A 24,921-nucleotide genomic window follows, 5' to 3' on the forward strand; every position below is an offset into this window, starting at 1 on the left:
CAATAAATCACTTTTATTTTTCTTTTCTTTTTTTCATGGTCCACCCCACTGCTCCAAGAGACACAAGTAAAATCAACAGCGAACTAGCCAAAGCAATTCGACTACCTGTTTTTATCACTTGAGGATCAAAAGTAAATTCAATGGTGTGTTTTCCTTCTGGTACAGCAATGGCACGCAAGACATAGTCTACAGCTACGATAGGCACCTCTTGCCCATCCACTTTAGCAATCCATCCCTGTGGGTAATAGATTTCAGAAAACACAGCCAATCCCTCTTGGGTATTGGTTGATTCGTATTTTAATTGATTGGCTTTATAAGAAACCAACTGAATACTAGCTAATGAATCAACGGTATAAGTATCTTTAATCGCTTGTTGAAACTCCTGTGTATTCAACACAGCTGTTGTTTTGGTGTTTACTTTACCCAAAGCTTGCATCTCTTGGTCTGCGGTTGTTACTTTTTCAACTGTTGACACAAACCAAGCATTTCCATTGGCTTCATTATTTAACATGGCTACACTACGTCCCTCTTCATCAGGTTGTATGATGTACTTTACGTTCATCATATTGAAAACCGTCATGGGATTTTGGTTCAATTGATAGTCTGCCAATTGTTGAATTCTCCTTGGTTTTGCTGCGTGATATCCCCCTAGCGAATAATGAAAATAGGACGCTTTAGCGCTATTTAATCCGCCTTGAGCATCAAATACTCTAAAGTGAGCAGGATCGTTTAAAATCTGCTTATCTGCTTGCGTAATATCAAAAGGATCCTCCATTTTTCTTGCCGAAACAAAAGAATCATCATTGACATACTTGCGGTCTACCATAACTAAATCCCCTACTAGTAACACGCCGATAATCACAAGGGCGTACATCTCTTTTAATTTGTCTTTAGCAAAAGCAAATAACACCACAGCAGCGGCCAATATTAAAAGAAAAGAGCGAATTAAATCATGGGTATACATCGCTTTTCGTTCTTCGATTAAAGCACGGATAAACCCAGGTCCAATTTCACCATAAGCATTGCGGTAATACTCGTCATTTAAGCCTGTAAAAGACAAAGTTCCCTTAATTAAAAATAGGAAGACTAATAAACCTCCCGCAATAAAACTCGTTTTCTTTAAGGCACTTAGTTGTTGTTTTTGCTCTAACTTGAAGAAGTTATACAGTCCTAGTACAGCGAGTACAGGCACACACATTTCCAAGATCACTTGAATGGAAGAAACGGCTCTAAATTTATTGTACATGGGTACAAAATTGATGAAGAAATTCGTGACAAAGGCAAAATTCTTACCCCAAGAGAGCACCAACGCCAATAAAGCACCAACGAAGAAAATATACTTTAAATTTCTCTTTTCGGTAAACATCCCCAATACAAATAAGAAAAATACCACGGCCCCAATATAAGCAGGTGCAGCTACAATAGGCTGATCTCCCCAATACGTAGGTGCTTGTGCACTCATTTCTTTGGCTTGTTGTGGGTTGGCTCCAATCGAAGTTAAATAGCGATAGATTGCATTATCTGCCTCTAATTTCTCGTTGTTGGCACCACCAGTTAAACGCGGTGAAATTAAATTTAAACTTTCAAAAATTCCATAGCTATATTCTGTAATATAGTCATAACTCATTGCATTGGAAGAGGTTTTTGACGATCCATCTGGCTCATACGTCAATTCACTAGCACTTCGCGTACTAAACTTCGTATACTCTGCTGTTGCCATAATATTTGTTGCATTCGCTCCAATGCTCAAAACAGCTGAACCAACTAAAATAGCATAAGCAATTCCCAATCCTTTCCAATCTTTTGCTTTGCAATACTGGTAGGTATAGGCAATAGCCAATACCAATAAAAACAACAACAAATAATACGTCATTTGGAAGTGATTGGCGCTAATTTCTAACGCAGCAGCAACAACAGTTAGAATCCCTCCTGCTACATATTTCTTTCGAAATACGAGTAATACCCCTGCTACAACCATGGGCATATAAGCAATTGCATGCGCTTTAGCATTGTGTCCAACCCCTAAAATGATAATTAAATAGGTGGAGAATCCGAAAGCTAAGGATCCAATAAATGCTTTTAAAGGGCGAATGCCCAAAACGAGCAGTAAGGCATAAAATCCCAAGAAATACAAAAACAAATAGTCTGCAGGACGCGGTAAAAAACGAATAGCTGTATCTAAGTGCTTCACAAAATTATACGGATATTTAGCACCTAATTGATAAGTGGGCATACCACCAAAGGCACTATTGGTCCAATAAGGCTCGGCATTAAATTCCGCTCTAAAATTGTTTTGTTCTTTTGCCATCCCCGTATATTGTACAATATCAGATTGGTATATTACCTTGTTCTGTAAAACGGGTGAAAAATAAAGTAAGGCTACGACGATAAAACCGACCAACACCAAGAGATGAGGCACATATTTTTTTACTGCATTCATGCTATAAAACTACTTTGCTGTGATTGAATTCTGTTCAATTAGCTAAAGTAAGTAATTTTAGGCTTATATGGGAGGATTTTTTTGTGAGTGGTGAATGGTGAGTGGTGAATGGTGAGTGGTGAATGGTGAGTGGTGAGTGGTGAATGGTGAGTGGTGAGTGGTGAGTGGTGAGTGGTGAGTGGTGAGTGGTGAGTGGTGAGTGGTGAGTGGTGAGTGGTGAGTGGTTAATGGTGAAGGGAAATGGGTGAAGGGAAATGGGTGAACGTCTAAAAAAGAAGAATAACAAGGACAATCTCCTTCATTCTCTTCCCCTTATGGGCCAAATAAGGTGTTTTTTTCCTTTCTTTTCAAATTAAACAACCTCAATCAATTGAATTTCAGCACTTTGATACGGTTTAATGGAGTGCTTGTAAAGGGTTTGTTTAGGGTAAGTTAATACCAACAAGGGTTTAAGGCCTTTTTACCAATGTTTCCCCTTACAAACCCCTTACAATCCCCTTACAATCCCTTTTGTAGAATAAAACTTTTTTCCACAGCCATTCCTCCTTGTATCGCTATCCTTATGATCTCCTAAAATTGAGGTAAAAATGGCTTCTGCACGCCAGTCATCTGTTTCTGATTCATCTTTCGGATATCCTTCAACTACTTGACTAGGTTTACCCTTAGAAGATGAGAACTGGTCGAAATTGAAGTTGGACGAATGGCTCTTGCGCCTAATCTAAGAAAATGTCCTGTTTTATATAAAACAAAAGAGAGTGACCTTTTGGGACACCCTCTTTTTCTATTTTACGTATTATGCATTACGCATAAAACTATTTCTTTTCAACTTCTTCGAAATCAATGTATTCGCCAACAACTTTTGTTGATCGCGGAAATTTATCTTTCCCTGTTGACGTATTCTGATTGTTAAAATCAGGTTCCTCTTGTGCTGTTCTATTTTGTTGATAAAAATCTTGCTGTTGCTGTTGAAAATTTCGTTCTACTTTTTTTGCCATTTTATAGACAAAAAGTGGAAATAAATAACGCATCGCAAATTTAAAAGCATAATAGATCACCACAATGATGACTAATGTTCTTAAAAAACTTCCAAATGATGCTATATCCATACTTTACCTTTTTTTCAAAAATAACAATTTTTTCAATCATCTAGCCTTGCTAATTCTTAAATAATTGATAAATTAACCTAGTCTTTTTCTGCCTTCCACGCTTTATAGCCTCCTGCCAACTCTATGACCTGAAATCCTGCATCTTGCATTTTTTTCGCAGCTGCGGCACTGCGTTTTCCTGATTGACAAAAGATGTAAACTGGTTGTGTTACATCTAATTTTGTGATTTTTGTATCAAAGTCATCGCCCAAAAAATTTATATTGATGGCATTAAAAATAGTACCCTCTTGATATTCCTTTGGGGTTCTCACGTCAATGAGTTGTACTTTTTTTGCGGTAACCTGCTTTTCAAATGCCACGGGATCCACCAATTCTTTCGCATTAACCTCTTGAGCATTACCCTTAAAAAAAGACAACATTACTAATGTAGCTGTTAAAATAATATTTTTCATTGTATATTTCATCTAAATATTTTTAATCAAGTGACAAATATCAGGATTACTATTCCTTATTCCTGTTACATTTGTTACAAATATACGAAAAATGGCTACCCCTCTAATTCAAAAATACAATGTACCTGGTCCGAGATACACGAGTTATCCTACGGTTCCCTATTGGGATGAAACGAGTTTTTCTCGTGATAAATGGCTAAAAAGTGTCAAAGAGACCTTTGATCAAACCAATCAAAGTGAAGGTATCAGTTTATATATTCACTTGCCGTACTGTGAGAGTCTGTGTACGTTTTGTGGATGTCACAAGCACATTACCAAGCGTCATGAAGTGGAGATTCCCTATATACAAGCGGTATTAAAAGAATGGGCCTTGTACTGTGCCTTATTAGAAGACAAGCCTCGAATCAAAGAGATACACCTAGGTGGAGGCACTCCTACTTTTTTCACTCCTAAACATTTACAAACCTTAATTGAGGGAATCTTAGCTCGTGGTGAGAAAGCAGAGCAGTATGAATTCAGTTTTGAAGGACATCCAAATAATACAACAAGAGAGCATTTGCAAACTTTATACAACCTCGGTTTTCGAAGAGTTAGCTTTGGCGTACAAGATTATAATCGCGAGATACAAAAGGCCATAAATCGTAATCAAACGTTTCACGATGTCGCTAAAGTAACTCTTTGGGCCAAGGAAATGGGGTATACCTCTATTTCACATGATATTATTTTTGGCTTGCCTTTCCAAACCATTGATCACGTTGTGGACACCATTGAAAAAACCAAATCACTATCTCCAGATCGCTTGGCTTTTTACAGCTATGCGCATGTACCTTGGATTAAAGGCAATGGGCAACGCGGGTTTAAGGATGAGGATGTACCTAAAGATGAGGAAAAGAGAAAGCTCTATGAAATAGGCAAAAACCTTTTAGAAGAAAAAGGGTATATTGAAATTGGTATGGATCACTTTGCACTTAAAACAGACAGCTTGTACAAAGCGATGAATACCAACAGTATTCACCGTAATTTCATGGGGTATACATCATCTAAAACCGATGTTATGATCGGATTAGGAGTTTCTTCAATTAGTGATAGTTGGACCGCTTTTGCTCAAAATGAGAAAAACATTGAGGCTTACTATGCTTTACTGGAAAAAAATGAAATTCCCGTAGTCAAAGGTCACATTTTAAATGAAGAAGATTTGATAATTAGAAAACATATCCTACATTTAATGTGCGATCTAAAAACAGATTTGTCCAGCGATTTGCATTTAATTGATTTCGATCCTATGTTGGAAGAACTGAAAGAAATGGAAAAGGACCAATTGATCACCATCAACGATCACGTCATTACGGTGAACAAATTGGGACGTGCTTTTGTTCGCAACATCTGTATGGCGTTGGATTTGCGTTTACAACGCAACAAACCAGACCGCGCTTTATTTTCTATGACGATTTAATTTTACTAGTATGAATAAAAAATTCGAAAAAATCACCACCTATCTTGTTCTTTTTCTGTTAGTTTACGGAATCTATCAGTTAGATATCGAACACCTTTGGTCGATACAAGTGAATTGGTTTTCATTTCTAGCCTTTTTAATTTTCTTGTGCTACTTGGTGTTTTCCCTAAAAAAAGCAGCCAAACAGCAGGATATGCAAAAATAAAAATAGTGCTAAACGCAAACAAATCTATATTCAACCTAAAATACCGATAAAAAAAGGAGCGCTCAAAAGCGCTCCTTTTTTTATCTATTTAATACCATTCCATTAAAGATATTCCTACCCCTATTGTCGTTTGATTCCAATTGTAGTCAATCAAGGACTCTCCATACCCATTGTTGATTACAAAAAAAGCCTTTAAGTTATTCTTAATGGGATACGTATAGGTAAATTCGTGAAATCCTTTGTAATGGTCATTCAAGCGCATATTATTTCGCATCATAAACGTAAACACTTGTCCATTTCGTTGATACGCAACTGTTAGCTCCCCTTTTCCATAGTATTCACTAATACTTGCATTATCATCACTTTTGTTTTTCTCTTTCAATCGCATCCAAGGTTTAACCATAAAAGTCCAATCCTTATACTCCATCCCTAGGTGAAAAACTAAGCGGTTCCAACTTCTGGAAGTAGGTTCACTCTTTCCATTCGATTGGTGATTAAACGCCAATCCAGCCATTTTGAATTTTAAATTATGCAAGGACAAATCCAATGGATAATTAAAAATCACTTCTGGCTCATAGTTCAACTCGCGAAAGGGCCTTGAAACTTTTTCGTTATACGCTTGCCAATTCGCCGTTTGCGTAAAAGCCAACCAGATATCCCCTTTGCCAAATAAAAGTCCCTCTACTATTTTAGTTTTAAAACTTAGCTGGAAGCGGATTTCTGTTTCATTATAATCAATGGCATCGGGTCTTCCCATATGTTCACTGTAGCTAAACGGCTGATCATTGGGACGATTAGACCAGCGAGCAGGTAATACATAAATGGGTTTATACGGAGAAATCGCAAAGGTTTTTCCCTTCGCTGCTGGATCTAAATCCCATCGTTCAGACAAGGAGTGAATTTCTTCATTGTCGAATAAATTGTCTTTTGATGGGGATTGCGCATAAGCACCACAAGAAGTGATCAGGGCTAATCCTAAAATTTGTCTAAACGTTTTCTCCTTCATATACTTTGCCTATTATTTATTTGCTTTTTACCCTTAGGCATTCCTTTAATCACGATCTAAAACAAACTACTTTGACCATCCTCATCAATATTGACATCGGGTAGATTTTCCAAATCGTAATTTATTGTTTCTTCTTCGGCTTCCTCTTCTTCTTCATAAGGCAATGATTCCAAATGGTCAATTTGCTTCACCTTATCCGCAGTGAGTTGATTACCTAAAGCTTTAATTCCCTTAATCGTTATAAACTGCTCTAAATCAATAACTAAATTTTCTTTTTGCACTCCTTTTACCTTAGCAAAAACAACCTCTACTACCGGACGATAATCGGTAGAAATCAATTCTAATTTTGAGTTTTCGTGTTCAGAAATAAAGCTATCTTCCCTATTTTCATTCTCAACCATAAAGCGTTTTACATAGTATCTCGCTTTTTCTCCATCGTAATAAATAGCAGAAACAGGTTTCGTTGGTTTCCACTTTTCCAAGACGATCATATCCTCTTCAAAATGCGTAGTCAATTCAGGAACTACTGTTTTAATCTTTCCGCTTTGGGTAATAATCATCAAGCGATCTTCTGGTTTGAATTCGCCCAAGAGCTCTCCTCTACCTTCTACGTTTAATCGTCTAACCGTATCATCATACCAGATTTTACGCGGACGCAAAGTTGAGATTCCCTTTTCTTTCAATTCGATTTTCTTGATGGCGTATTTTGTTACTAAATTTCCTTTAGCAATTCGTCCTTTTATCAATAAATCGGCAAAATCAAGATCAAATTTTAGCTTTTTCACGTTGCTCAATTGGCGCAATAAAATGGTCACGACCTCTGCTTCACCATTTGGATTTGCAGAAAAATACAACACCTGTGATCCTGTGTTTCCCTGTGTTAAATCATATACTTTATCACGGGTAATGCTCATCACATTAAAGCGCTTAATATAGGAAGGTCCTGATTTTCCATCGCGGTAAATCAAGTTATAAATGGTGCGTTTGTCATTTTTGGCAAATACATCAATGTGAATAATATCCTTACCGACAAAGCGCTTCTCTTCTACTTTAGAAATCACCATAGATCCATCGCGTAGGAAAACGATAATATCGTCAATATCCGAACAGTCGCAAACATATTCATCTTTGCGCAAGGAAGTTCCAAAGAAGCCCTCCTGTCTATTGACATACAACTTGGTATTGCGCAAGACCACTTTAGTCGCTTCAATCGTATCAAAGCTTCTCAACTCTGTTTTGCGCTCTCTTCCTTTACCGTATTTTTCTTTCAAACTAGTGAAATACTTAATAGTAAAATCAACAAGGTGTTCCAAGTTGTATTTTACTTTTTCGATATCTGCTTCTAGTGCTTCGATCAACTGATTGGCTTTATCGATGTCAAAACGAGAAATACGCTTGATTCGAATTTCTGTCAGCTTGACGATATCTTCTTGTGTAACGGCTCTTTTCAGGTTGACAACAAACGGTTTAAGTCCTTCGTCAATCGCCTTAAGAACGCCTTCCCATGTTTCTTCTTCTTCAATGGCACGGTAGATTCTATTTTCAATAAAAATGCGCTCTAACGAGAGAAAATGCCATCTTTCTTCCAGCTCTTGTAGTTCAATTTCCAGCTCTTGTCTCAGCAAGTCAACCGTTTGATGTGTTGAACGTCTCAGCATCTCAGAAACGCCGATGAAGAGTGGCTTATTATCTTGAATAATACACGCCAAAGGCGCAATTGACGTTTCACAAGCAGTAAATGCATAGAGGGCGTCAATCGTTTTATCTGGCGATGTTCCTGGTGGTAGGTGAATTAAAATTTCAACACTAGCCGCGGTATTATCTTCAATTTTTCTAATTTTCAGTTTTCCTTTTTCATTGGCTTTTAAGATACTATCGATCAAAGAAGTCGTAGTTGTTGAAAAAGGAATTTGCGTAATAACCAATGTATTCTTATCCATCTGAGATATGCGCGCACGTACACGTACACGTCCACCTCTCAACCCATCGTTATAAGCAGATACATCAGCAATTCCCTCTGTAGGAAAATCAGGATATAAGGTAAAAGGTTTTCCTTTTAATATTTTGACTGAAGCGTCGATTAATTCAATAAAGTTATGGGGTAATACTTTGGTTGAAAGTCCCACTGCAATACCTTCAGCTCCTTGTGCTAGGAGCAAGGGAAACTTTACAGGTAGATTAATTGGTTCATTTCGACGTCCATCATAGGAAGATTGCCACTCGGTAATTTTGGGAGAATACAAGACTTCGAGTGCGAATTTACTCAAACGCGCTTCAATATAACGCGAAGCTGCAGCCCCATCCCCTGTTAGGATGTTTCCCCAGTTACCTTGCATATCGATCAACAACTCTTTTTGTCCCAGCTGTACCATAGCATCTCCGATACTCGCATCTCCATGTGGGTGATACTGCATCGTATGCCCTACAACATTCGCAACTTTATTGTATCGACCGTCATCCAATTCTTTCATTGAGTGCATAATACGGCGTTGCACAGGTTTAAACCCATCCTCAATCGCCGGCACAGCACGTTCTAAAATTACGTACGAAGCATAGTCCAAGAACCACTCTTTGTACATGCCTGTAACTTTGGTAATCGTCTCTTTTTCTTCCTCTTCTTGTAATTCCGTATGATCTTCTACAAACTCCCCGTTTTCAAGGTTATTTGATTGGATATCATCGTTCAAATTATCGTCATTCAAATTATCTTCAGTGCTCATAGTCTATTCTTCTACAACATCAAGTTCAACTTTCAAATTATCAATGATAAATTCCTGTCTATCTGGGGTATTTTTACCCATATAAAACTCCAACATTTTTTCGATGGACATGGCTTTATCTAACATTACTGGATCTAAGCGGATGCTCTCTCCGATAAAGTGTTGAAATTCATCAGGAGAAATTTCCCCTAATCCTTTGAATCGCGTGATTTCAGGTTTTGGTTTCAGCTTTTCAATGGCTGTAACTCGTTCTTCCTCGCTATAGCAATAGATGGTTTCTTTTTTATTTCTTACACGAAACAAAGGTGTTTGTAGGATATACAAATGGCCTTCTTTGATTAATTCAGGGAAAAATTGCAAAAAAAACGTAATCAACAACAAGCGAATGTGCATTCCATCGACATCGGCATCGGTAGCGATAACGATATTGTTGTAGCGCAAGCTTTCGAAATCCTCTTCAATATCCAGTGCAGCTTGAAGCAAGTTAAATTCTTCATTTTCGTACACAATCTTTTTGGTCATCCCGTAGGAATTCAGTGGTTTACCACGCAAACTAAATACGGCTTGTGTGTTGACATCTCTAGATTTTGTAATCGATCCCGATGCCGAATCCCCTTCTGTAATAAACAGCGTACTCTCTAGGTATCGTGGGTTTTTGATATCGGTAAAATGCACGCGACAATCGCGCAGTTTACGGTTGTGTAAGCTCGCTTTTTTTGCGCGTTCTTTGGCTATTTTTCGAATACCAGATAATTCTTTGCGTTCGCGTTCGGCTTGCAAGATCTTGCGCAATAAAGCATCGGCAATTTCTGGATTCTTATGTAAATAGTTATCTAACTGTGTTTTAACAAAGTCATTCACAAACGTACGCACCGTTGGCAAATCAGGTCCCATATCGGTTGATCCCAATTTGGTTTTGGTTTGGGATTCAAATACAGGCTCTTCCACCTTGACAGAAATTGCCGCTACGATAGACTTACGAATATCAGACGCCTCAAAGTTTTTGTTGTAGAATTCCTTTAATGTACGCACTACAGCTTCTCTAAATGCGCCTAGATGCGTTCCACCTTGTGTAGTATTTTGTCCATTGACAAACGAATAGTACTCTTCGGAATACTGACTTTTACTATGTGTAATAGCCACTTCAATATCATCACCCGTCAAGTGAATGATTGGGTACACTTGATCTTCTGCGTTAATATTTTCGTTTAGTAAGTCTTTTAATCCATTCTCTGAAAAGAACTTCTCACCATTGAAGATGATCGTCAGTCCTTTGTTCAGGTAACAATAGTTTTTGAGCATGCGCTCAATATACTCCTTGCGGTACTTGTAATTTTTAAAGATTTTCTCATCCGCAATAAAGGATACTTTTGTTCCCTTGCGTTTGGTTGTTTCGACAAGTTCTTCTTCGCTCACCAAGTCCCCTGCTGAGAAATCAGCGGCTTTTTGTTGATTATCACGAACAGAAACCACGCGGAAATAAGTCGACAGTGCATTTACTGCTTTTGTACCTACACCATTCAGACCAACTGATTTTTTAAATGCTTTTGAGTCATACTTTCCTCCTGTGTTCATTTTCGATACCACATCGATCACCTTTCCCAGTGGAATACCGCGTCCAAAGTCACGAACCGTTACCATCTTGTCTTTTAAGGTAACTTCAATAGTTTTTCCTGTGCCCATCACAAACTCATCAATACTATTGTCAATTACCTCCTTAATCAGGATATAAATCCCATCATCAGGAGACGATCCATCACCAAGCTTACCGATATACATACCCGGACGCATACGGATATGTTCTTTCCAATCTAAAGAACGAATATTGTCTTCAGTATACTGATTTTGATTTTGCATATAAATTGTTGGAATTTGTGCTAAAATACTACTATTTAAGGTAAAATAAAAATGATAAAAATTTGTAAATACCGTTTTTTTGCATGTTAAACTTTCTATTCTTCCGTCTTTTTGATGGCATTTTTGTCAATTTCTAAAGAAAACTGACCTGGTCTGATTCGCTCGCCAAACAACAAAGCATAATTTTTGGTAAATTCTGCTCCAAAATACAAAATCATAGCCGAATAGTAGACCCACATTAACATTACTATAATAGATCCTGCGGCCCCGTATAAGGAAGACGTTGCTGTTGTACCTAGATAGACACCAATACCAAATTTACCAATCATAAATAAGACTGCGGTAAAGGCAGCACCAACAAAGGCATCTTTCAAGCGAATGATTCCGTTTGGCAGTGTTTTGAAGATGGTTGTAAAAAGTAACGTAATGATAACAAACACAATCGCATTGTTTAATACCTTAACGAGATAGATGGTAGATTCTGCAAAAAACTCAGCGAGATAGTCGTATAAAATACTCGCCAGCGAATTAATTAATAGACTGACTAACAACAAGAAGCCTACAGAGGCGATCATAGCAAACGAAAGCAATCGATTTTTCACCAGACGGATAATACTCTTCTCGGGTTTGGCGATAAATCCCCAAATATAGTTGATGGAACTTTGTATTTCTGCAAATACACCTGAGGCACTAAACAACAACATGGCCACACCAATAATCGTTGGCAAAACTCCAGAGCGATTTAGCGTTACGTTATTCATTGCATTTTGTACTTCTTGGGCGGTATTAGGTCCTACTAGCTCAGCGATCTGTTCATAGAAAAAAGAAGCCACGTCTTTTTCTTCGAGAAAAAAACCTGAAGCGGAAATAATTAAAATGATTAAAGGTGGCAGTGCAAAAATGGTGTAATAGGACAAGGCTGCGCTAAATTTAGTAGCGCGATCGTCTAGGAAGTCCATGACCGACTTTTTAAACAACTCGCCAATTTTTTTAAACGGTATATTTTGAATCATACTTATTTATAATGCCTAAATATGCCTTGATCGTGCAAGGTCCACAAGGCTGCTTTTTGATTAATTTGCTTCAATCCTTGGTTTACCCAAGTATTACAGGTATAAAACAAGCTGTAGCTTCCTCGCGCTTGATAGAATGCATCATAAGCTCCATACCCCTCTACTTCAATGCGTTGGTATTTGTTTTCGCTTTTTTCAAAACTAGCATCAATATACTGAACCAGCGCTTGATATTCTTTTGGAGTCAAAGTCAACGGAACAACATCTTCGTCTTCTACTATTTGCGTATAGGCTGAGACATGCATCGCTGATTCTCCAATGCCCGAAAGTGCGGTCAAAGCCGTAGAAACGCTCAGATCACTCCATGTAGGCGTATCAATATAAAACCCGCGATCTCCCCAACCAAATGCCAACCATCGAATAGCCTTTGAAGGCACTGCAATTCGCGTATGCCAATCCAATACCTCCGTCGTAACAGGCACTACAAAATCTGTGTGTACTCCATTGGTAGACAGATAAACAACAATTTTTTCTGTTGTGTCCTGCTCTTTTTCCTGCTCTTCTAGGGAATAACCTGTTGACGGCACCAAAGACAAGGCGTAAAAACCTCCGACATAAACTGCAACAAAAATAAGTAAACCTAACACAAGCACCTTTAAAAAACGTGCGAATTTTTGTAGCATATTTTAAAAAATAAAATCATTTAACCCTTAAATATACAAAAAAAGAGAGGCTCATAGAACCTCTCTTTTTTAAAATTTAATTTCTTATTTTTTTATACGTTAAAACGGAAGTGCATCACATCTCCATCTTTTACGATATATTCTTTTCCTTCTACTCTAAGCTTTCCAGCTTCTTTCACTTTTGCTTCTGAACCAAAAGCTACATAGTCATCATACGCAATAACTTCTGCGCGAATGAATCCCTTTTCGAAATCGGTATGGATCACTCCTGCTGCTTGCGGTGCTGTATCTCCTACGTTAATCGTCCACGCTCTTACTTCTTTTACTCCTGCTGTAAAATACGTTTGTAATTTCAACAATTTATAAGCTGAACGGATTAGTTTTGATGATCCAGGCTCTTCAAGACCTAAGTCTTCCAAGAACATCTGGCGCTCTTCAAATGTTTCAAGTTCAGTGATATCAGCTTCGGTTCCAACAGCCAATACAATTACCTCTGCATTTTCATCTTTCACCAATTCTCTTACTTGCTCTACATAGGCATTTCCATTTACTGCTGCTCCTTCATCTACATTACATACATACAATACAGGTTTAGTTGTAATCAATTGGAATGCTTCCAACAACTCTTCTTCGTCTTGGTTTTTAGCTTCTACCACACGAGCTGATTTTCCCTCTAGCAAAGTCTCTCTAATACGATCTAATAAATCCGCCTCTACTTGCGCTTCTTTATTTCCTGTTTTAGCTGCTTTTTTTACTTTTTCTAAGCGTTTTTCAACGGTTTCTAAGTCTTTCAACTGCAACTCAATATCAATGGTTTCTTTGTCGCGAATTGGATTTACTTTTCCATCAACGTGAACGATATTGTCGTTATCAAAACAACGCAAAACATGGATAATCGCATTACACTCGCGGATATTTCCAAGGAATTGATTTCCTAACCCTTCTCCTTTACTTGCTCCTTTCACCAATCCAGCGATATCTACGATCTCAACTGTTGCGGGCAAAACGCGTTCTGGATTCACCAATTCTTCTAATTTTAATAAACGAGGGTCTGGCACGTTTACAACCCCTACATTGGGCTCAATTGTACAGAATGGGAAGTTAGCACTTTGCGCTTTAGCGTTTGATAAACAATTGAATAGTGTTGATTTTCCAACATTAGGCAATCCTACAATACCTGCTTTCATATTTTTAGTAACTTATTGTCTTTTTAAACTGGTTGCAAATATATTCATTTTTTTACAGAAACCCTCTTTTTTTCGTTGTTTGGCTTTTTTGTTCTTTGCTCTTTGTTCTTTATCTCACCTAGTTTATATTTGTTTTGGTGTTCGATGAATCTACGCTACGCTTCGATTTGCTCTTTGTTCTTTGTTCATTGTTGTTTGCTCTTTGCTCTCTCACCAAAACCACAGCCATCTCACCTCTCACTCACCTCTCACCTCTCACCTCTCACAACTCACCTCTCACAACTCACCTCTCACATCTCACCTCTCACCTCTCACAACTCTATTTTCAACAACACCATATCCACCAGCTGTTTTCCATTCTCAAAAATAGGTTCAGGATAATTATCAATAAAGAAGTTTTCTCGTTTATCATAGCGCACAAATCCATTGCGTTCATAAAATCGAATTTGGGCATCACCTGTATCAGCTGTTCCAACAATCAGAGCAGTAAAGCCTTGTTCCATGGCCATTTGTTTTATTTCATGAATCAAAAACCCCCCTAGTCTTTTATTTTGATAGGCTACACTTACTGCAATATTCTTAATTTCCATCGTTTTTTGTCCATGGGCATACAAACAGAACACGGCAATTTCTTCTCCTCCATTCCAAACACTGTATACAGCACTATCATATAGGTATTTCTCAATTGCCTCTACAGTTTCATCTGCTAACAGCAATAAATCCATGGGATATTGCTTATTTTCAATCTTTTTAATTTCAAGTGTATTGAATATCATAGGTTTTGAATTTAGGGTTTTCCAAAAAAAAAGCTATCGCAATGCGATAGCTTTTATGTTTTATTTTGCTTGAAACTGTTAATCTTCTTCGTCAGCAATTTCTAAGTCTTTCAATGCATCTAAAGAATCATCTGCAGGATCTACAAAATCGTCTTCATCTTCGTCATCGAAATTTTCGATACGATCGGCTAACTTAGTACTTACTTTAACTAAATAGATAGTGTCTTCTGTTCTTACTTCTACAGCTTCTACAGTTTCGTTTTTAATATTTTTAAAACGAATAATATCTGAGTCGTCATAACCATCAGGAAATTTCTCCACCAAAAGTGTCAAAATTTCGTTTGTTAATTTCGCATAATCAACAATTACTCTCTTCATTTTATATTTATTGCTTTATTTCGTTTTCAAATGTAATAGCTAAATCCTAATTAACAAATAAAATACGGATATTTTATTGAGATTTTTTTCTATTCATTAATGACCTAGAATATAGGCAAATACCAATGGAGCCACAATTGTTGCGTCTGACTCAATTACATATTTTGGTGTGTCTACATCCAATTTACCCCATGTGATTTTCTCATTTGGCACAGCACCTGAGTAAGAACCATATGAAGTTGTAGAATCAGAGATTTGACAGAAATACGCCCAGAATGGAACATCTTCCCACTCTAAATCTTGGTACATCATTGGCACGACACAAATAGGGAAATCTCCTGAGATACCTCCTGCAATTTGGAAGAAACCAACACCTTTACCACCTGAATTTGCACGGTACCACTCGGTTAAGTAGATCATGTACTCAATTCCTGATTTTACGGTATGAACGTTTAACTTTCCTTTGATTACGTTTGAAGTAAAGATATTACCACAAGTTGAATCTTCCCATCCTGGTACAACGATAGGCAAGTTTTTCTCCGCCGCTGCCACAATCCAAGAATCTTTAGGATCGATTTCGTAGTATTGCTCTAACACACCTGAATTCACTACTTGATATAAGAATTCATGTGGAAAATAGCGCTCTCCTTTTGCTTCAGCAGCATGCCATACGTCTTCTAAGTGTTTTTGTAAACGACGGAATGCTTCTTCTTCAGGAATACACGTATCTGTTACACGGTTATAGTGATTGTCTAATAATTCTCTTTCTTGTTCTGGCGTTAAGTCTCTGTAGTTCGGCACACGTTTGTAGTGTGAATGCGCTACTAAGTTCATTACGTCTTCCTCTAAGTTAGCTCCTGTACAAGAGATAAAATGAACTTTATCTTGACGGATCATTTCAGCTAATGAAATACCTAATTCTGCAGTACTCATTGCTCCTCCCATAGAGATTAACATTTTTCCACCTTCTGCTAAATGCAATTCATATCCTTTTGCAGCATCTACTAATGCAGCTGCATTAAAGTGTCTATATTGATGCTCAATAAACTGACTAATTGGTCCTTTACTCATTTTATTAATCTTTTATATTTTATTGTTTATTTATTTCTGTTGTAACCTAATATTTCTAATACTTGTTCTGCTGTTTGTTGTTCAGAGAACAATTCAGAAGCGATAATTCCATTTTCATCCTTATCAATTAAGATGTGTTTCGGCTGTGGAATTAAACAGTGGTGAATTCCACCAAATCCTCCGATTGTATCTTGGTATGCTCCTGTATTAAAGAACCCGATATACAGCGGCTTCTCTTTGTTGTACTTTGGCAAATAGATCGCGTTTAAGTTTTGTTCTGAGTTGTAATAATCATCGCTATCACACGTTAATCCCCCTAACAAAATGCGCTCATAAGCATCGTTCCAGCGATTAATTGGCAACATAATAAATCTTTTGTTAATTGCCCAAGAATCCGGTAATGTTGTAATGAATGAAGAGTCAATCATATTCCATTTCTCTCTGTCATTTTGTTGTTTTTGGTACAGAATTTCATAGATTGCTCCTCCACTTTCTCCCACGGTATAGGATCCAAATTCAGTAAAGATATTAGGCACATCTACTTCTGCTTCCTCACAAACAATTTTAATTTGATTGATGATTTCATCTACCATATACTGATAGTCAAATTCAAAAGCCAACGAGTCTTTGATTGGGAAACCACCACCAATATTCAAGCTGTCTAATGTAGGACATTCTTTTTTGAGGGTGATATACACTTTCAAACATTTCACTAGCTCATTCCAGTAATACGCCGTATCGCGGATACCAGTATTAATGAAGAAGTGAAGCATTTTCAATTCTACTTTTGGATTTTCTGCAATTTGCTTTCTGTAAAAAGGCAAAATACTCTTATATCCAATTCCCAAACGAGACGTATAGAATTCAAACTTAGGCGATTCTTCTGAAGCGATGCGGATACCGATTTTGAATTTCTTTTCAATTTGGTCTTGCAATAGCTCCAATTCTTCGTAGTTGTCGATAATTGGAATTGTTTTCTCGTGCTTGTTGTTGATCAAATTCGCAATATTATCAATGTATTGTGAACGCTTGAATCCGTTACAAATCACGAAAGTATCTTTGTTTATTTTACCTGTATCCAATAAATTCTCCACAATATTCACGTCAAATGCAGACGAAGTTTCTACGTGTATATCATTTTTGAAGGCTTCGTTTAACACATAGGAAAAATGCGAGCTTTTCGTACAATAGCAGTAGTAATAATTGCCTTTGTATTTATTTTTTTCCATTGCTTTTCTAAAGATGCCTTTAGCCTTAGCAATATTATCTGAAATCTTAGGTAAATAAGTAAATTTTAAAGGAGTACCGTATTTTTCAACTAGCCCCATTAAATCAATATTGTGAAATTGAAGATTGTCCTTATTTAATTTAAACTCCTCTTGAGGGAAATAAAAAGTTTGATTGATTAAATCAACGTATTTTGTGTTCATTTGAAAAGTCAATTTTAAAAGTTATTAATTTTTTTTAATCTAAACGGTGATGAAACCGCTTTTCAAACTCTAATATTGGCAAATACAATGGGTAGCTTATGTCGAAAACGAAATGAGTTCAAAGCTTCCTTTGAATATTTAATAATCGTATATACAAAATTTGCCTTTTGTTTTCTTACAAAACGCCTGATGTTTCTTCGAGATGAAACACATAATCTAATATATAAAACATCTATTTTCACGAGGGCAAATGTAACAAAATATTAAATCCAAATAATAAAAAGATTCGTAAATTCATGACTATTTTAAATAATCTTCAAACCCTTTCGTTATCAACTCTTTAGTAACCTCCACATCATAAGAAGCAACCCCTATTTTTGACAATAAAACCATTCGAATCTCACCGGCTCTATTTTTCTTATCAAACTTTAGCCAGGTTAGGATTTCTTCTACCTCTGAGTTGGAGAATATTTGTTTTCCATAAATATACTGAATTGATTCTTTTATTCCTTGATAAATTGTTTGATTTAACCCCAAAATAACAGTTGAAATATAAGATTCAATGACCATTCCGATTGCGATGGCTTCCCCATGTAACATACGCTCTTTATTTGGATTTGTCAAATAGTAGCTTTCAACAGCATGTCCGACGCTATGTCCGAAGTTCAATATCTTGCGTAATCCTTGTTCTTGTGGATCTTCCTGTACGATTTGGCTTTTGATGGATACGGCGTGATAGATAAGCGTTTCGATATCTCCAAAATCCACTTGCGCGATATCTTTTAAGTGATTGAAATAGCTTTCATCGTAGATCAATCCGTGTTTCAACATTTCCGCATAACCTGATTTGAGTTCTCGAGGCTCTAGTGTTTCTAGGTATTGTGCATCAACAACCACCATTTTGGGCATCGCAAAAGATCCAATGCAGTTTTTAGCAGCGTCTAGGTCAACACCTGTTTTTCCACCAATAGAAGCATCTACCATAGCTAATAAGGTAGTAGGGACAATAAAACAATCAATACCCCTCATGTAAACAGAAGCCACAAATCCTCCTAAATCAGAGACTACGCCTCCACCTACAGTAATTACAGCGCTATACCTGTCTAGTCCTAACTCGAGCATGGCTGCCCATACGCCTTCGCATGTTGTCAGGTTTTTGGCTGTTTCTCCAGGTTCAATTTCAACAATCTCAAAGGGAACTGTGGTGGGTAAGTGAGCTAAAAAATGAGGCAAACAAAGTTCATTACACGTTGAATCGGTTAGAATCAGCAGCTTACTGTACTGTTTTTCATTGATATACGCTCCTAAGCTAGCATACCCTTCTACGCCAAAATAAATAGGATAATCCGGTGTTTCTACTTTTATCATTTACTTTCAATTTCCACACAAAGTAAAGGAGAAAAAATTGAATTAAAAGTAAAAGAGTCAGTATATTTGCCTAACATTTATTATTACTAAATAATGAAAAACTTATTTAACAATACAGAAGTAGCCTTCGCACTTAAGAATAATAAAGAGTTGAAGAGAGCTCATTTTTTATTCAAAATGATTAGCAAACCCGTTCTTGTAAAAATGGGATCATCCTTAGCTAATTTTGCCATCAAAACCCATTTACCTGTAACAGGATTAATTCGGTCTACGGTTTTCGACCACTTTTGTGGTGGAATCAACGAAGAGGATTGTTTAAGTGTGGTGGACAAGATGTACAAACAAGGTGGTGTTGCCTCAGTGTTGGACTATTCTGTAGAGGGAAAAGAGACGGAAGAGCAGTTTGATGCCGCTTTAAACATGACAATCAAAACAATTGAATTAGCAAAAGGAAGACCTGATGCCATTCCATTTGCGGTTTTTAAACCAACTGGATTTGGGCGTTTTGATATGTTTGTCAAAAAAGGAGAAGGGAAACCTTTTACGGCTGAAGAAGAAAAAGAATGGGAACGCATTGTGTACCGTTTTAACATGGCGTGTAAATTTGCCTATGATCACGATGTATTGTTGTTGATTGACGCTGAACACAGCTGGATGCAAGATGCAGCAGATGCGATTGTATTGGATATGATGCGCAAATACAACAAAGAAAAAGCGTTGATTTACAATACAGCTCAGCTATATCGTTGGGATCGTTTGCAGTTCTTAAAAGACTTACACGTGATTGCAAAAGCAGAAGGTTTTCACATTGGTATGAAAGTAGTACGCGGGGCCTACATGGAAATTGAAAGAGAACGCGCTGCTCAAAAAGGGTATAAATCACCCATTTGCGTAGACAAAGCAGCCACAGACATCAATTATGACGCAGCTGTAACCTTTATGTTGGAAAACATGGATTGCATGGCGTTATTCGCTGGTACACACAATGAAAACAGTTCAAAATTAGTGATGGAACTAATGGAAAAACACCAGATTGCTCATCACGATAAACGACTTTTCTTTGGTCAATTGTACGGTATGAGTGATAACATTAGTTTCAACTTGGCTAAAGCAAACTACAACGTTGCAAAATACCTTCCATTTGGACCTGTTCGCGACGTAATTCCTTACTTAATTCGCCGTGCACAAGAGAATACCTCTGTAAAAGGGCAAACAAACCGCGAGTTAGATTTAATTGAAACCGAAATGAAGAGACGCAAAATATAAGGGTGTCTTTTGATCATATCAAGGCGTATTTCTATGGAAATACGCCTTTTTTCATTCTATTACTTTACTTTTTTGATAACAATGGCATTGCGCAATTGACGCTGCCCCAAGTGATCTTCTTTTCGATTATCCGAAGGATAATTGAGTACACCATGGGCATTCGGTAGCTGTTTGGCATTAGGCAACTGCTCGACATCAACCCACATCGTTGTTGATCCACCTCCATCTAGGTTTAAAGCATCTTCTACAGGAAAATAGTGCTGAAGAAACAGGGTCAACTCTTTTGCACTCATCCCTGCAGCAACTGTACTTCGCCCATCCACTGCAACGAGCAAAATATGGGTAGAGGTTAAAGCAAGGGCAGTGCGAGGATGACGAACGCCTTGATGTCGTTCTGGATCCTCATAATGCAAACGCGTTAAATCGCGATCTGGCGTTTTTACAAAGGTCGCTCCAACAGGATGGCCGTTCTCAATGAGTATAGGCGAACCGGACATAATATTCGCTTCCTCTGCTTGACCATACGTTGCATTGGTTCCCCTAGCGATTCGCATTTGATCTTGACTGAAAAACAGCGCACCTTCGTGTTTCCAATAAAATTGGTTCTGTTGATCAACTTCTACGCTGTCGATCAAGGTGTTGTTAATTTTTAAATAGGCCGTGGAACTTCCTTTGGTCAGTGATTTTTCAAAGTATGTTCCGTTAACTGCAGCGATAATACTAGGATCTACAGTTACCGCTTGAGACAAACTATCTTGAGGCAAGATATCCAAAAGCGCAAGGCGAAGTTTTTGACTGTTTTTAGGCATCGCTAACACGCGAACTGTTTGATGTGCGTCATAGGGCGCATAATACTGACCGACAAAGCTATATAGCGTTAAATCCGGAGCAATTGCTTCTATTTGCCAACGGGGGTCTTCCTTTACCTTTGTTTGAAAATTCCTGTCTCCTACACTTTTACACCCTGTCAGGGACAAGGCAATAGCACACAAAAAACAAAAGGTAAAATATATAAAACGATTGTTGTACATGAAATTAAAAATAACGGTTAAACAAGTCTTCTAAATGAGGTTCAACGACATCTAGCCAACGCGCAAACCCCAAATCTGTTGGATGTACACCATCTGAAGTACCCTCGTGATCTGTTCCCAATAGGTTAGTAACATCCAAATAATGGATGTTCTTTACGCCTGCCTGAACCAGGGCCTCGTATTCTGCTTTAAATTGCTTGTTTTGAGCTGTGACACGTGCGCCAATAACGGTGTTAAAATAACCTACTTCACGTACTATAGAAGGAATCATAACAATGGGAACAGTCGGATTCTTTTCTCGATATAACTTGACAAACGTCGCTGTGCGTTGCTTGATTTCATCGACGGAACTATTCGGCACACAGTCCATAAGCAGCAAATCAACAGAAGGAATATCCGCTAACAAACGCGCAACTGCTGCCTCCATCTTGGCGCTTCCTCCAAACCCATAGTTGAGAAACGCATAGCCATACTTGCGTTCCAACTGAGCGGGATATGCCATACCTGGTCTGCTAGCTGATGCGCCTTGCGTAATACTAGAGCCATACACTAAAATACGTCGGTCTACAACTGTTGTTATTCTTTCAAAAGTTGCGCCTTCTTCCACACCTATTTCCAACTGCTCTAATTCACTATATAGGGGAAAATACAAGCGATAAGTTGTGGATTCTCCTGCCATTTGATCTATAATTGTCGTTTCTGAACAAGAAGAATTTGCACTCGGAAACCCGGAACGCACATATTGATAGGTTCCATTTACATCGGCATACAAATCCAATCCTCGTCGATTGACTTCACTGAGGTAAGAAAACACCCCCGACGGTTTCACACACCACTTCGCCTTAATTTGTTTGGCATTCGTCTTAAAATCCACGTACAATCCCGCACTGTGTTGACCATTGCGCTTAACACCCAAAGGCAAATCGGTATACGCCAGCGTATCCAAGCGAACAAATGATTCGTTGACGGGATGATAGACCACTGACTTCGGGGTTTGCGCCCAAGAAAGTGCAGTGATCAAGAAAAATAATAAAACTGCTTTTTGCATGTTGTCTTGTTTTTTAAAGGTTTCTTGCAAAGCAATCTCTTTCCTGTTACCCAAGCATTACCTAGGCGTTATGAAAAGACCAAGACTTCGTTGCCCCTACCTCCTGCTCTAGAAACAGGTTCATTGTGCTTCCTTTATCAAAAAACAGGCAACTTCCCATAAAATAAAAAGGGATACGAAAACCGTATCCCTCCTCATTTTCTAGACAAAAAAGCCATTATCTCGTACAATTCGCCGACCAGATTTCACCGTCTTTTGTATAAGCGATGAACAAGGTACTCGCGTCTATTTTGATCAAATGTGCTTCATCTGAGCCAATATTAATCACGGTGTGATCGCCGTCTTTTTCAAATCGAACTCCTGTTAGGTTGGGAATGTCATCTGAAAAAATAAAATTATAATCTTTTCCCACCTTGACTACTTCCACTTTGCCGTCTTTGGCATCTATATGCGTTTCCCCTTTCGTATAGGTAATGTGCCCTTTGTACTTTCCAACAAAAAGATCGTTATCTGCAGGATCATCGTCCTTACTACAGGCTAAGGATACAAAGGCAATTAAACTAGCTACGAATAGCATTTTTACCCCCGACATCACTGTTCGCATTACGCTGGTTTGTCCAGCTGTTTTTCTGGTGTTTTTTGTTTCTTTTCTCATCATACTATGTTTTTTAAGTTACTACTAGTAGAACAAAAACCATTCTTTTGTACCACAAAAACATAAATTTTAACAAAAAAAACCCATTAATCACACGTACAGCGGTTTTTTAATTTTGATTCCCTCATTTATAGTGTAGAAAACATGTAGAAATCATCCACAGTCCCCAAAATCGAGGTAAACTGCTATGATATGCCTGTCAATTGCTGTACCTTTGTGTCTTAATATGACTAAATATGAGAGAATTTCCTTCTATTTTATTGTCTGAAGACGCGATAGCTACTGATACAGCGCTTGCTGTGATTCATTCCAATATATCTGTAGTCAATTACTTGCGCCATTCCGATGTGGGTGATGATGAATTACACCCTGATGCTTTTGCTAGTTATTGTGTGGATTACTATTACAATACAGTAAAAGAAGAAGGATTAGCTTCTTTTATCCACAAGACGAAATGGGATTTGGATCTAATTGAGATCATTCAATCGGGTTTACTGGCGATTAACGCCGTAGAGCACTTGGCTTATTTTGAAAAACAAATGCGACAAATGAAACTCTTCAGCAAAGTTAAGCTTGCTAAGTTCTTAGCAAATCCCCTTGAAAAAGGAAAGGAAATTGCGCAATTGCTAGAAGATTCCAACTTTCCGACAGAAGATTTGATCCTGTTAAATGCGAATTGGCTAAAACAACACCCAGATACACAAATTGTATCTCTTCCAACGATGCAAGCCTTACTTCTTGCCTTCTTAGAAGAAGATCAGGAAGAAGAAATATAACGTCATTGGAATAAAAAAAGCGAAACGCATGTAGATGCGTTTCGCTTTTTTTATGTTGTGCAAGTTTCATCTTAAAGATTTCATTGGATACTCAATTATTTCGTCTATACTCATCTGGCGTAGTGTGCACATATTTTTTAAAAAAGCGAGTGAAATAAGAGCTGTCTTTAAAATTGAGCCGAAAGGCTATTTCACTAGCGGATAAGTTAGTCGAAATTAACAAGCGTTTACTCTCCAATAAAATGCGATCGCGAATTAAATCTCCTGCCGACTTTCCCCTCATCTTTCTGCAAATGCTATTGAGGTAGTTGGGTGTTACGACAAGATGCTTGGCATATTCTTTTGGAAATTTGTATTCGTAAAAGTGATTTTCAATTAGTTGCTCAAACTGATCAATGATGATATTGGAATTGACACTTTCATTTCTACATTCATTTTTTCGGTCCATTTTGCGTTTGCAAATAAAAAGTATCTCCAATAAATAAATGCGAATCAAATTGACATCTTTGTGTATTTCAATTTTTAATTCATGTAAAATACTTTGGATGGCGCTTTCTACACGATTACCGGAGAAATTGTTCTCCAAGATATTGTGCGTAGTGAAGCGATTAAAGAAGGAGAGTTCTTGTAGAAACAGGTGATTGGTAATGAATTTAGTAAGAAAAACCGATTTGAAGTTAATAATATATCCTTTAATACTCTTGCTAAAATTCCAATGGTGTTGATGAAAATTACTTACGAAACAAACATCGCCTTTTTTAACTTCAAAAGCTTCTAAGTCGGCATAGTAAACACCCTCCCCTTCTGTAATGTAGATTACCTTGAGAAAATCTTGTTTACTCAGCTCTTCAATGTAAGAGCTTCCCAGCTGTATCGCTTGTTCAATTTCCATTAGTATAAAATCATACTTATTACCATAGCTATCAAACAATGCATAATGATCAAAAGGGTTATTTTTCATTTTAAAGCAATTTTTTACATAAATTTAAACAAAATATTT

General features: G+C 37.5%; 21 protein-coding genes and 1 pseudogene. 4 read left to right on the plus strand and 18 right to left on the minus strand.

Annotated features, from left to right (window positions below; genetic code table 11):
- Window positions 1–13: 13 nt before the first annotated feature.
- The 3 genes from ACPDHL_RS03280 to ACPDHL_RS03290 all read right to left on the minus strand — a co-directional run bounded on the left by ACPDHL_RS03280 (window position 14) and on the right by ACPDHL_RS03290 (window position 4,010).
- A complete protein-coding gene (locus ACPDHL_RS03280) occupies window positions 14–2,440 on the minus strand; it encodes a YfhO family protein (RefSeq protein ID WP_430531381.1) in 2,427 nt (808 codons plus the stop codon).
- Window positions 2,441–3,252: 812 nt separating this feature from the next.
- Window positions 3,253–3,546: a DUF4834 family protein gene (locus ACPDHL_RS03285; protein WP_430531382.1), complete on the minus strand. Its 294-nt coding sequence runs from the start codon at window positions 3,544–3,546 to the stop codon at window positions 3,253–3,255.
- 77 nt (window positions 3,547–3,623) lie between these two features.
- Window positions 3,624–4,010 carry a rhodanese-like domain-containing protein gene (locus ACPDHL_RS03290; protein WP_430531383.1) on the minus strand — a complete coding sequence of 129 codons (387 nt, stop codon included), beginning with the start codon at window positions 4,008–4,010 and terminating at the stop codon, window positions 3,624–3,626.
- 79 nt (window positions 4,011–4,089) lie between these two features.
- On the opposite strand from ACPDHL_RS03290, the gene hemN reads away from it, so the two are divergent.
- Window positions 4,090–5,451, plus strand: coding sequence for an oxygen-independent coproporphyrinogen III oxidase (gene hemN / locus ACPDHL_RS03295; protein WP_430531384.1), 1,362 nt, complete (start codon window positions 4,090–4,092; stop codon window positions 5,449–5,451).
- 10 nt (window positions 5,452–5,461) lie between these two features.
- Window positions 5,462–5,656 carry a hypothetical protein gene (locus ACPDHL_RS03300; protein WP_430531385.1) on the plus strand — a complete coding sequence of 65 codons (195 nt, stop codon included), beginning with the start codon at window positions 5,462–5,464 and terminating at the stop codon, window positions 5,654–5,656.
- Window positions 5,657–5,744: 88 nt separating this feature from the next.
- On the opposite strand, the gene ACPDHL_RS03305 is transcribed toward ACPDHL_RS03300, so the two are convergent.
- The 11 genes and pseudogenes from ACPDHL_RS03305 to aroB form a co-directional block, all read right to left on the minus strand.
- Window positions 5,745–6,662 (minus strand): phospholipase A, encoded by a 918-nt coding sequence (locus ACPDHL_RS03305; protein ID WP_430531386.1) that lies wholly within the window; start codon window positions 6,660–6,662, stop codon window positions 5,745–5,747.
- A 56-nt stretch (window positions 6,663–6,718) separates the two neighbouring features.
- Complete coding sequence (locus ACPDHL_RS03310; protein ID WP_430531387.1) at window positions 6,719–9,382, minus strand: DNA gyrase/topoisomerase IV subunit A; 2,664 nt, start codon at window positions 9,380–9,382, stop codon at window positions 6,719–6,721.
- Window positions 9,383–9,385: 3 nt separating this feature from the next.
- Entirely contained in the window at window positions 9,386–11,239 is a 1,854-nt protein-coding gene (locus tag ACPDHL_RS03315) for a DNA topoisomerase IV subunit B (protein ID WP_430531388.1), read from the minus strand.
- A gap of 95 nt (window positions 11,240–11,334) precedes the next feature.
- The gene (locus tag ACPDHL_RS03320) at window positions 11,335–12,249 is read right to left on the minus strand and encodes a YihY/virulence factor BrkB family protein (protein ID WP_430531404.1); all 915 of its coding nucleotides are present in this window, start codon (window positions 12,247–12,249) and stop codon (window positions 11,335–11,337) included.
- A 5-nt stretch (window positions 12,250–12,254) separates the two neighbouring features.
- Window positions 12,255–12,935 carry a TIGR02117 family protein gene (locus ACPDHL_RS03325; RefSeq protein WP_430531389.1) on the minus strand — a complete coding sequence of 227 codons (681 nt, stop codon included), beginning with the start codon at window positions 12,933–12,935 and terminating at the stop codon, window positions 12,255–12,257.
- 92 nt (window positions 12,936–13,027) lie between these two features.
- The gene (gene ychF, locus ACPDHL_RS03330) at window positions 13,028–14,122 is read right to left on the minus strand and encodes a redox-regulated ATPase YchF (RefSeq protein WP_430531390.1); all 1,095 of its coding nucleotides are present in this window, start codon (window positions 14,120–14,122) and stop codon (window positions 13,028–13,030) included.
- Between the two features lie 311 nt (window positions 14,123–14,433).
- The gene (locus ACPDHL_RS03335) at window positions 14,434–14,898 is read right to left on the minus strand and encodes a GNAT family N-acetyltransferase (RefSeq protein WP_430531391.1); all 465 of its coding nucleotides are present in this window, start codon (window positions 14,896–14,898) and stop codon (window positions 14,434–14,436) included.
- Between the two features lie 81 nt (window positions 14,899–14,979).
- Window positions 14,980–15,276: pseudogene (locus ACPDHL_RS03340) on the minus strand (DNA primase); the annotation flags it as partial.
- A 96-nt stretch (window positions 15,277–15,372) separates the two neighbouring features.
- Window positions 15,373–16,347, minus strand: a complete 975-nt coding sequence (locus tag ACPDHL_RS03345) for a deoxyhypusine synthase family protein (RefSeq protein WP_182627697.1) — start codon at window positions 16,345–16,347, stop codon at window positions 15,373–15,375.
- Window positions 16,348–16,373: 26 nt separating this feature from the next.
- Window positions 16,374–17,777 (minus strand): arginine decarboxylase, encoded by a 1,404-nt coding sequence (locus ACPDHL_RS03350; RefSeq protein ID WP_430531392.1) that lies wholly within the window; start codon window positions 17,775–17,777, stop codon window positions 16,374–16,376.
- 300 nt (window positions 17,778–18,077) lie between these two features.
- The gene (aroB, locus tag ACPDHL_RS03355; RefSeq protein WP_430531393.1) at window positions 18,078–19,145 is read right to left on the minus strand and encodes a 3-dehydroquinate synthase; all 1,068 of its coding nucleotides are present in this window, start codon (window positions 19,143–19,145) and stop codon (window positions 18,078–18,080) included.
- Window positions 19,146–19,238: 93 nt separating this feature from the next.
- Here aroB and ACPDHL_RS03360 point away from each other — a divergent pair, with 93 nt between their 5' ends.
- A complete protein-coding gene (locus tag ACPDHL_RS03360) occupies window positions 19,239–20,411 on the plus strand; it encodes a proline dehydrogenase family protein (RefSeq protein WP_430531394.1) in 1,173 nt (390 codons plus the stop codon).
- 59 nt (window positions 20,412–20,470) lie between these two features.
- On the opposite strand, the gene ACPDHL_RS03365 is transcribed toward ACPDHL_RS03360, so the two are convergent.
- The 3 genes from ACPDHL_RS03365 to ACPDHL_RS03375 form a co-directional block, all read right to left on the minus strand.
- Window positions 20,471–21,442 carry a phosphodiester glycosidase family protein gene (locus ACPDHL_RS03365; RefSeq protein WP_430531395.1) on the minus strand — a complete coding sequence of 324 codons (972 nt, stop codon included), beginning with the start codon at window positions 21,440–21,442 and terminating at the stop codon, window positions 20,471–20,473.
- Window positions 21,443–21,446: 4 nt separating this feature from the next.
- Window positions 21,447–22,490, minus strand: a complete 1,044-nt coding sequence (locus ACPDHL_RS03370) for an SGNH/GDSL hydrolase family protein (RefSeq protein WP_430531396.1) — start codon at window positions 22,488–22,490, stop codon at window positions 21,447–21,449.
- Window positions 22,491–22,707: 217 nt separating this feature from the next.
- A complete protein-coding gene (locus ACPDHL_RS03375) occupies window positions 22,708–23,094 on the minus strand; it encodes a hypothetical protein (protein ID WP_430531405.1) in 387 nt (128 codons plus the stop codon).
- 287 nt (window positions 23,095–23,381) lie between these two features.
- Here ACPDHL_RS03375 and ACPDHL_RS03380 point away from each other — a divergent pair, with 287 nt between their 5' ends.
- Window positions 23,382–23,921: a DMP19 family protein gene (locus ACPDHL_RS03380; RefSeq protein ID WP_430531397.1), complete on the plus strand. Its 540-nt coding sequence runs from the start codon at window positions 23,382–23,384 to the stop codon at window positions 23,919–23,921.
- A gap of 91 nt (window positions 23,922–24,012) precedes the next feature.
- Here the strand turns inward: ACPDHL_RS03380 and ACPDHL_RS03385 are convergent, their stop codons facing one another.
- Window positions 24,013–24,882 carry an AraC family transcriptional regulator gene (locus ACPDHL_RS03385; RefSeq protein ID WP_430531398.1) on the minus strand — a complete coding sequence of 290 codons (870 nt, stop codon included), beginning with the start codon at window positions 24,880–24,882 and terminating at the stop codon, window positions 24,013–24,015.
- Between the last annotated feature and the right edge of the window lie 39 nt (window positions 24,883–24,921).

This window comes from Myroides sp. C15-4 (assembly GCF_050522745.1).
In the GTDB taxonomy this organism is placed as follows: Bacteria; Bacteroidota; Bacteroidia; order Flavobacteriales; family Flavobacteriaceae; genus Flavobacterium.

Bases quoted from the DNA above. Each gene is read 5' to 3' on its own strand.
- ACPDHL_RS03280 (WP_430531381.1), bottom strand. From the start codon at position 2,440: ATGAATGCAGTAAAAAAATATGTGCCTCATCTCTTGGTGTTGGTCGGT.
- ACPDHL_RS03285 (WP_430531382.1), bottom strand. From the start codon at position 3,546: ATGGATATAGCATCATTTGGAAGTTTTTTAAGAACATTAGTCATCATT.
- ACPDHL_RS03290 (WP_430531383.1), bottom strand. From the start codon at position 4,010: ATGAAATATACAATGAAAAATATTATTTTAACAGCTACATTAGTAATG.
- hemN (WP_430531384.1), top strand. From the start codon at position 4,090: ATGGCTACCCCTCTAATTCAAAAATACAATGTACCTGGTCCGAGATAC.
- ACPDHL_RS03300 (WP_430531385.1), top strand. From the start codon at position 5,462: ATGAATAAAAAATTCGAAAAAATCACCACCTATCTTGTTCTTTTTCTG.
- ACPDHL_RS03305 (WP_430531386.1), bottom strand. From the start codon at position 6,662: ATGAAGGAGAAAACGTTTAGACAAATTTTAGGATTAGCCCTGATCACT.
- ACPDHL_RS03310 (WP_430531387.1), bottom strand. From the start codon at position 9,382: ATGAGCACTGAAGATAATTTGAATGACGATAATTTGAACGATGATATC.
- ACPDHL_RS03315 (WP_430531388.1), bottom strand. From the start codon at position 11,239: ATGCAAAATCAAAATCAGTATACTGAAGACAATATTCGTTCTTTAGAT.
- ACPDHL_RS03325 (WP_430531389.1), bottom strand. From the start codon at position 12,935: ATGCTACAAAAATTCGCACGTTTTTTAAAGGTGCTTGTGTTAGGTTTA.
- ychF (WP_430531390.1), bottom strand. From the start codon at position 14,122: ATGAAAGCAGGTATTGTAGGATTGCCTAATGTTGGAAAATCAACACTA.
- ACPDHL_RS03335 (WP_430531391.1), bottom strand. From the start codon at position 14,898: ATGATATTCAATACACTTGAAATTAAAAAGATTGAAAATAAGCAATAT.
- ACPDHL_RS03345 (WP_182627697.1), bottom strand. From the start codon at position 16,347: ATGAGTAAAGGACCAATTAGTCAGTTTATTGAGCATCAATATAGACAC.
- ACPDHL_RS03350 (WP_430531392.1), bottom strand. From the start codon at position 17,777: ATGAACACAAAATACGTTGATTTAATCAATCAAACTTTTTATTTCCCT.
- aroB (WP_430531393.1), bottom strand. From the start codon at position 19,145: ATGATAAAAGTAGAAACACCGGATTATCCTATTTATTTTGGCGTAGAA.
- ACPDHL_RS03360 (WP_430531394.1), top strand. From the start codon at position 19,239: ATGAAAAACTTATTTAACAATACAGAAGTAGCCTTCGCACTTAAGAAT.
- ACPDHL_RS03365 (WP_430531395.1), bottom strand. From the start codon at position 21,442: ATGTACAACAATCGTTTTATATATTTTACCTTTTGTTTTTTGTGTGCT.
- ACPDHL_RS03370 (WP_430531396.1), bottom strand. From the start codon at position 22,490: ATGCAAAAAGCAGTTTTATTATTTTTCTTGATCACTGCACTTTCTTGG.
- ACPDHL_RS03375 (WP_430531405.1), bottom strand. From the start codon at position 23,094: ATGCGAACAGTGATGTCGGGGGTAAAAATGCTATTCGTAGCTAGTTTA.
- ACPDHL_RS03380 (WP_430531397.1), top strand. From the start codon at position 23,382: ATGAGAGAATTTCCTTCTATTTTATTGTCTGAAGACGCGATAGCTACT.
- ACPDHL_RS03385 (WP_430531398.1), bottom strand. From the start codon at position 24,882: ATGAAAAATAACCCTTTTGATCATTATGCATTGTTTGATAGCTATGGT.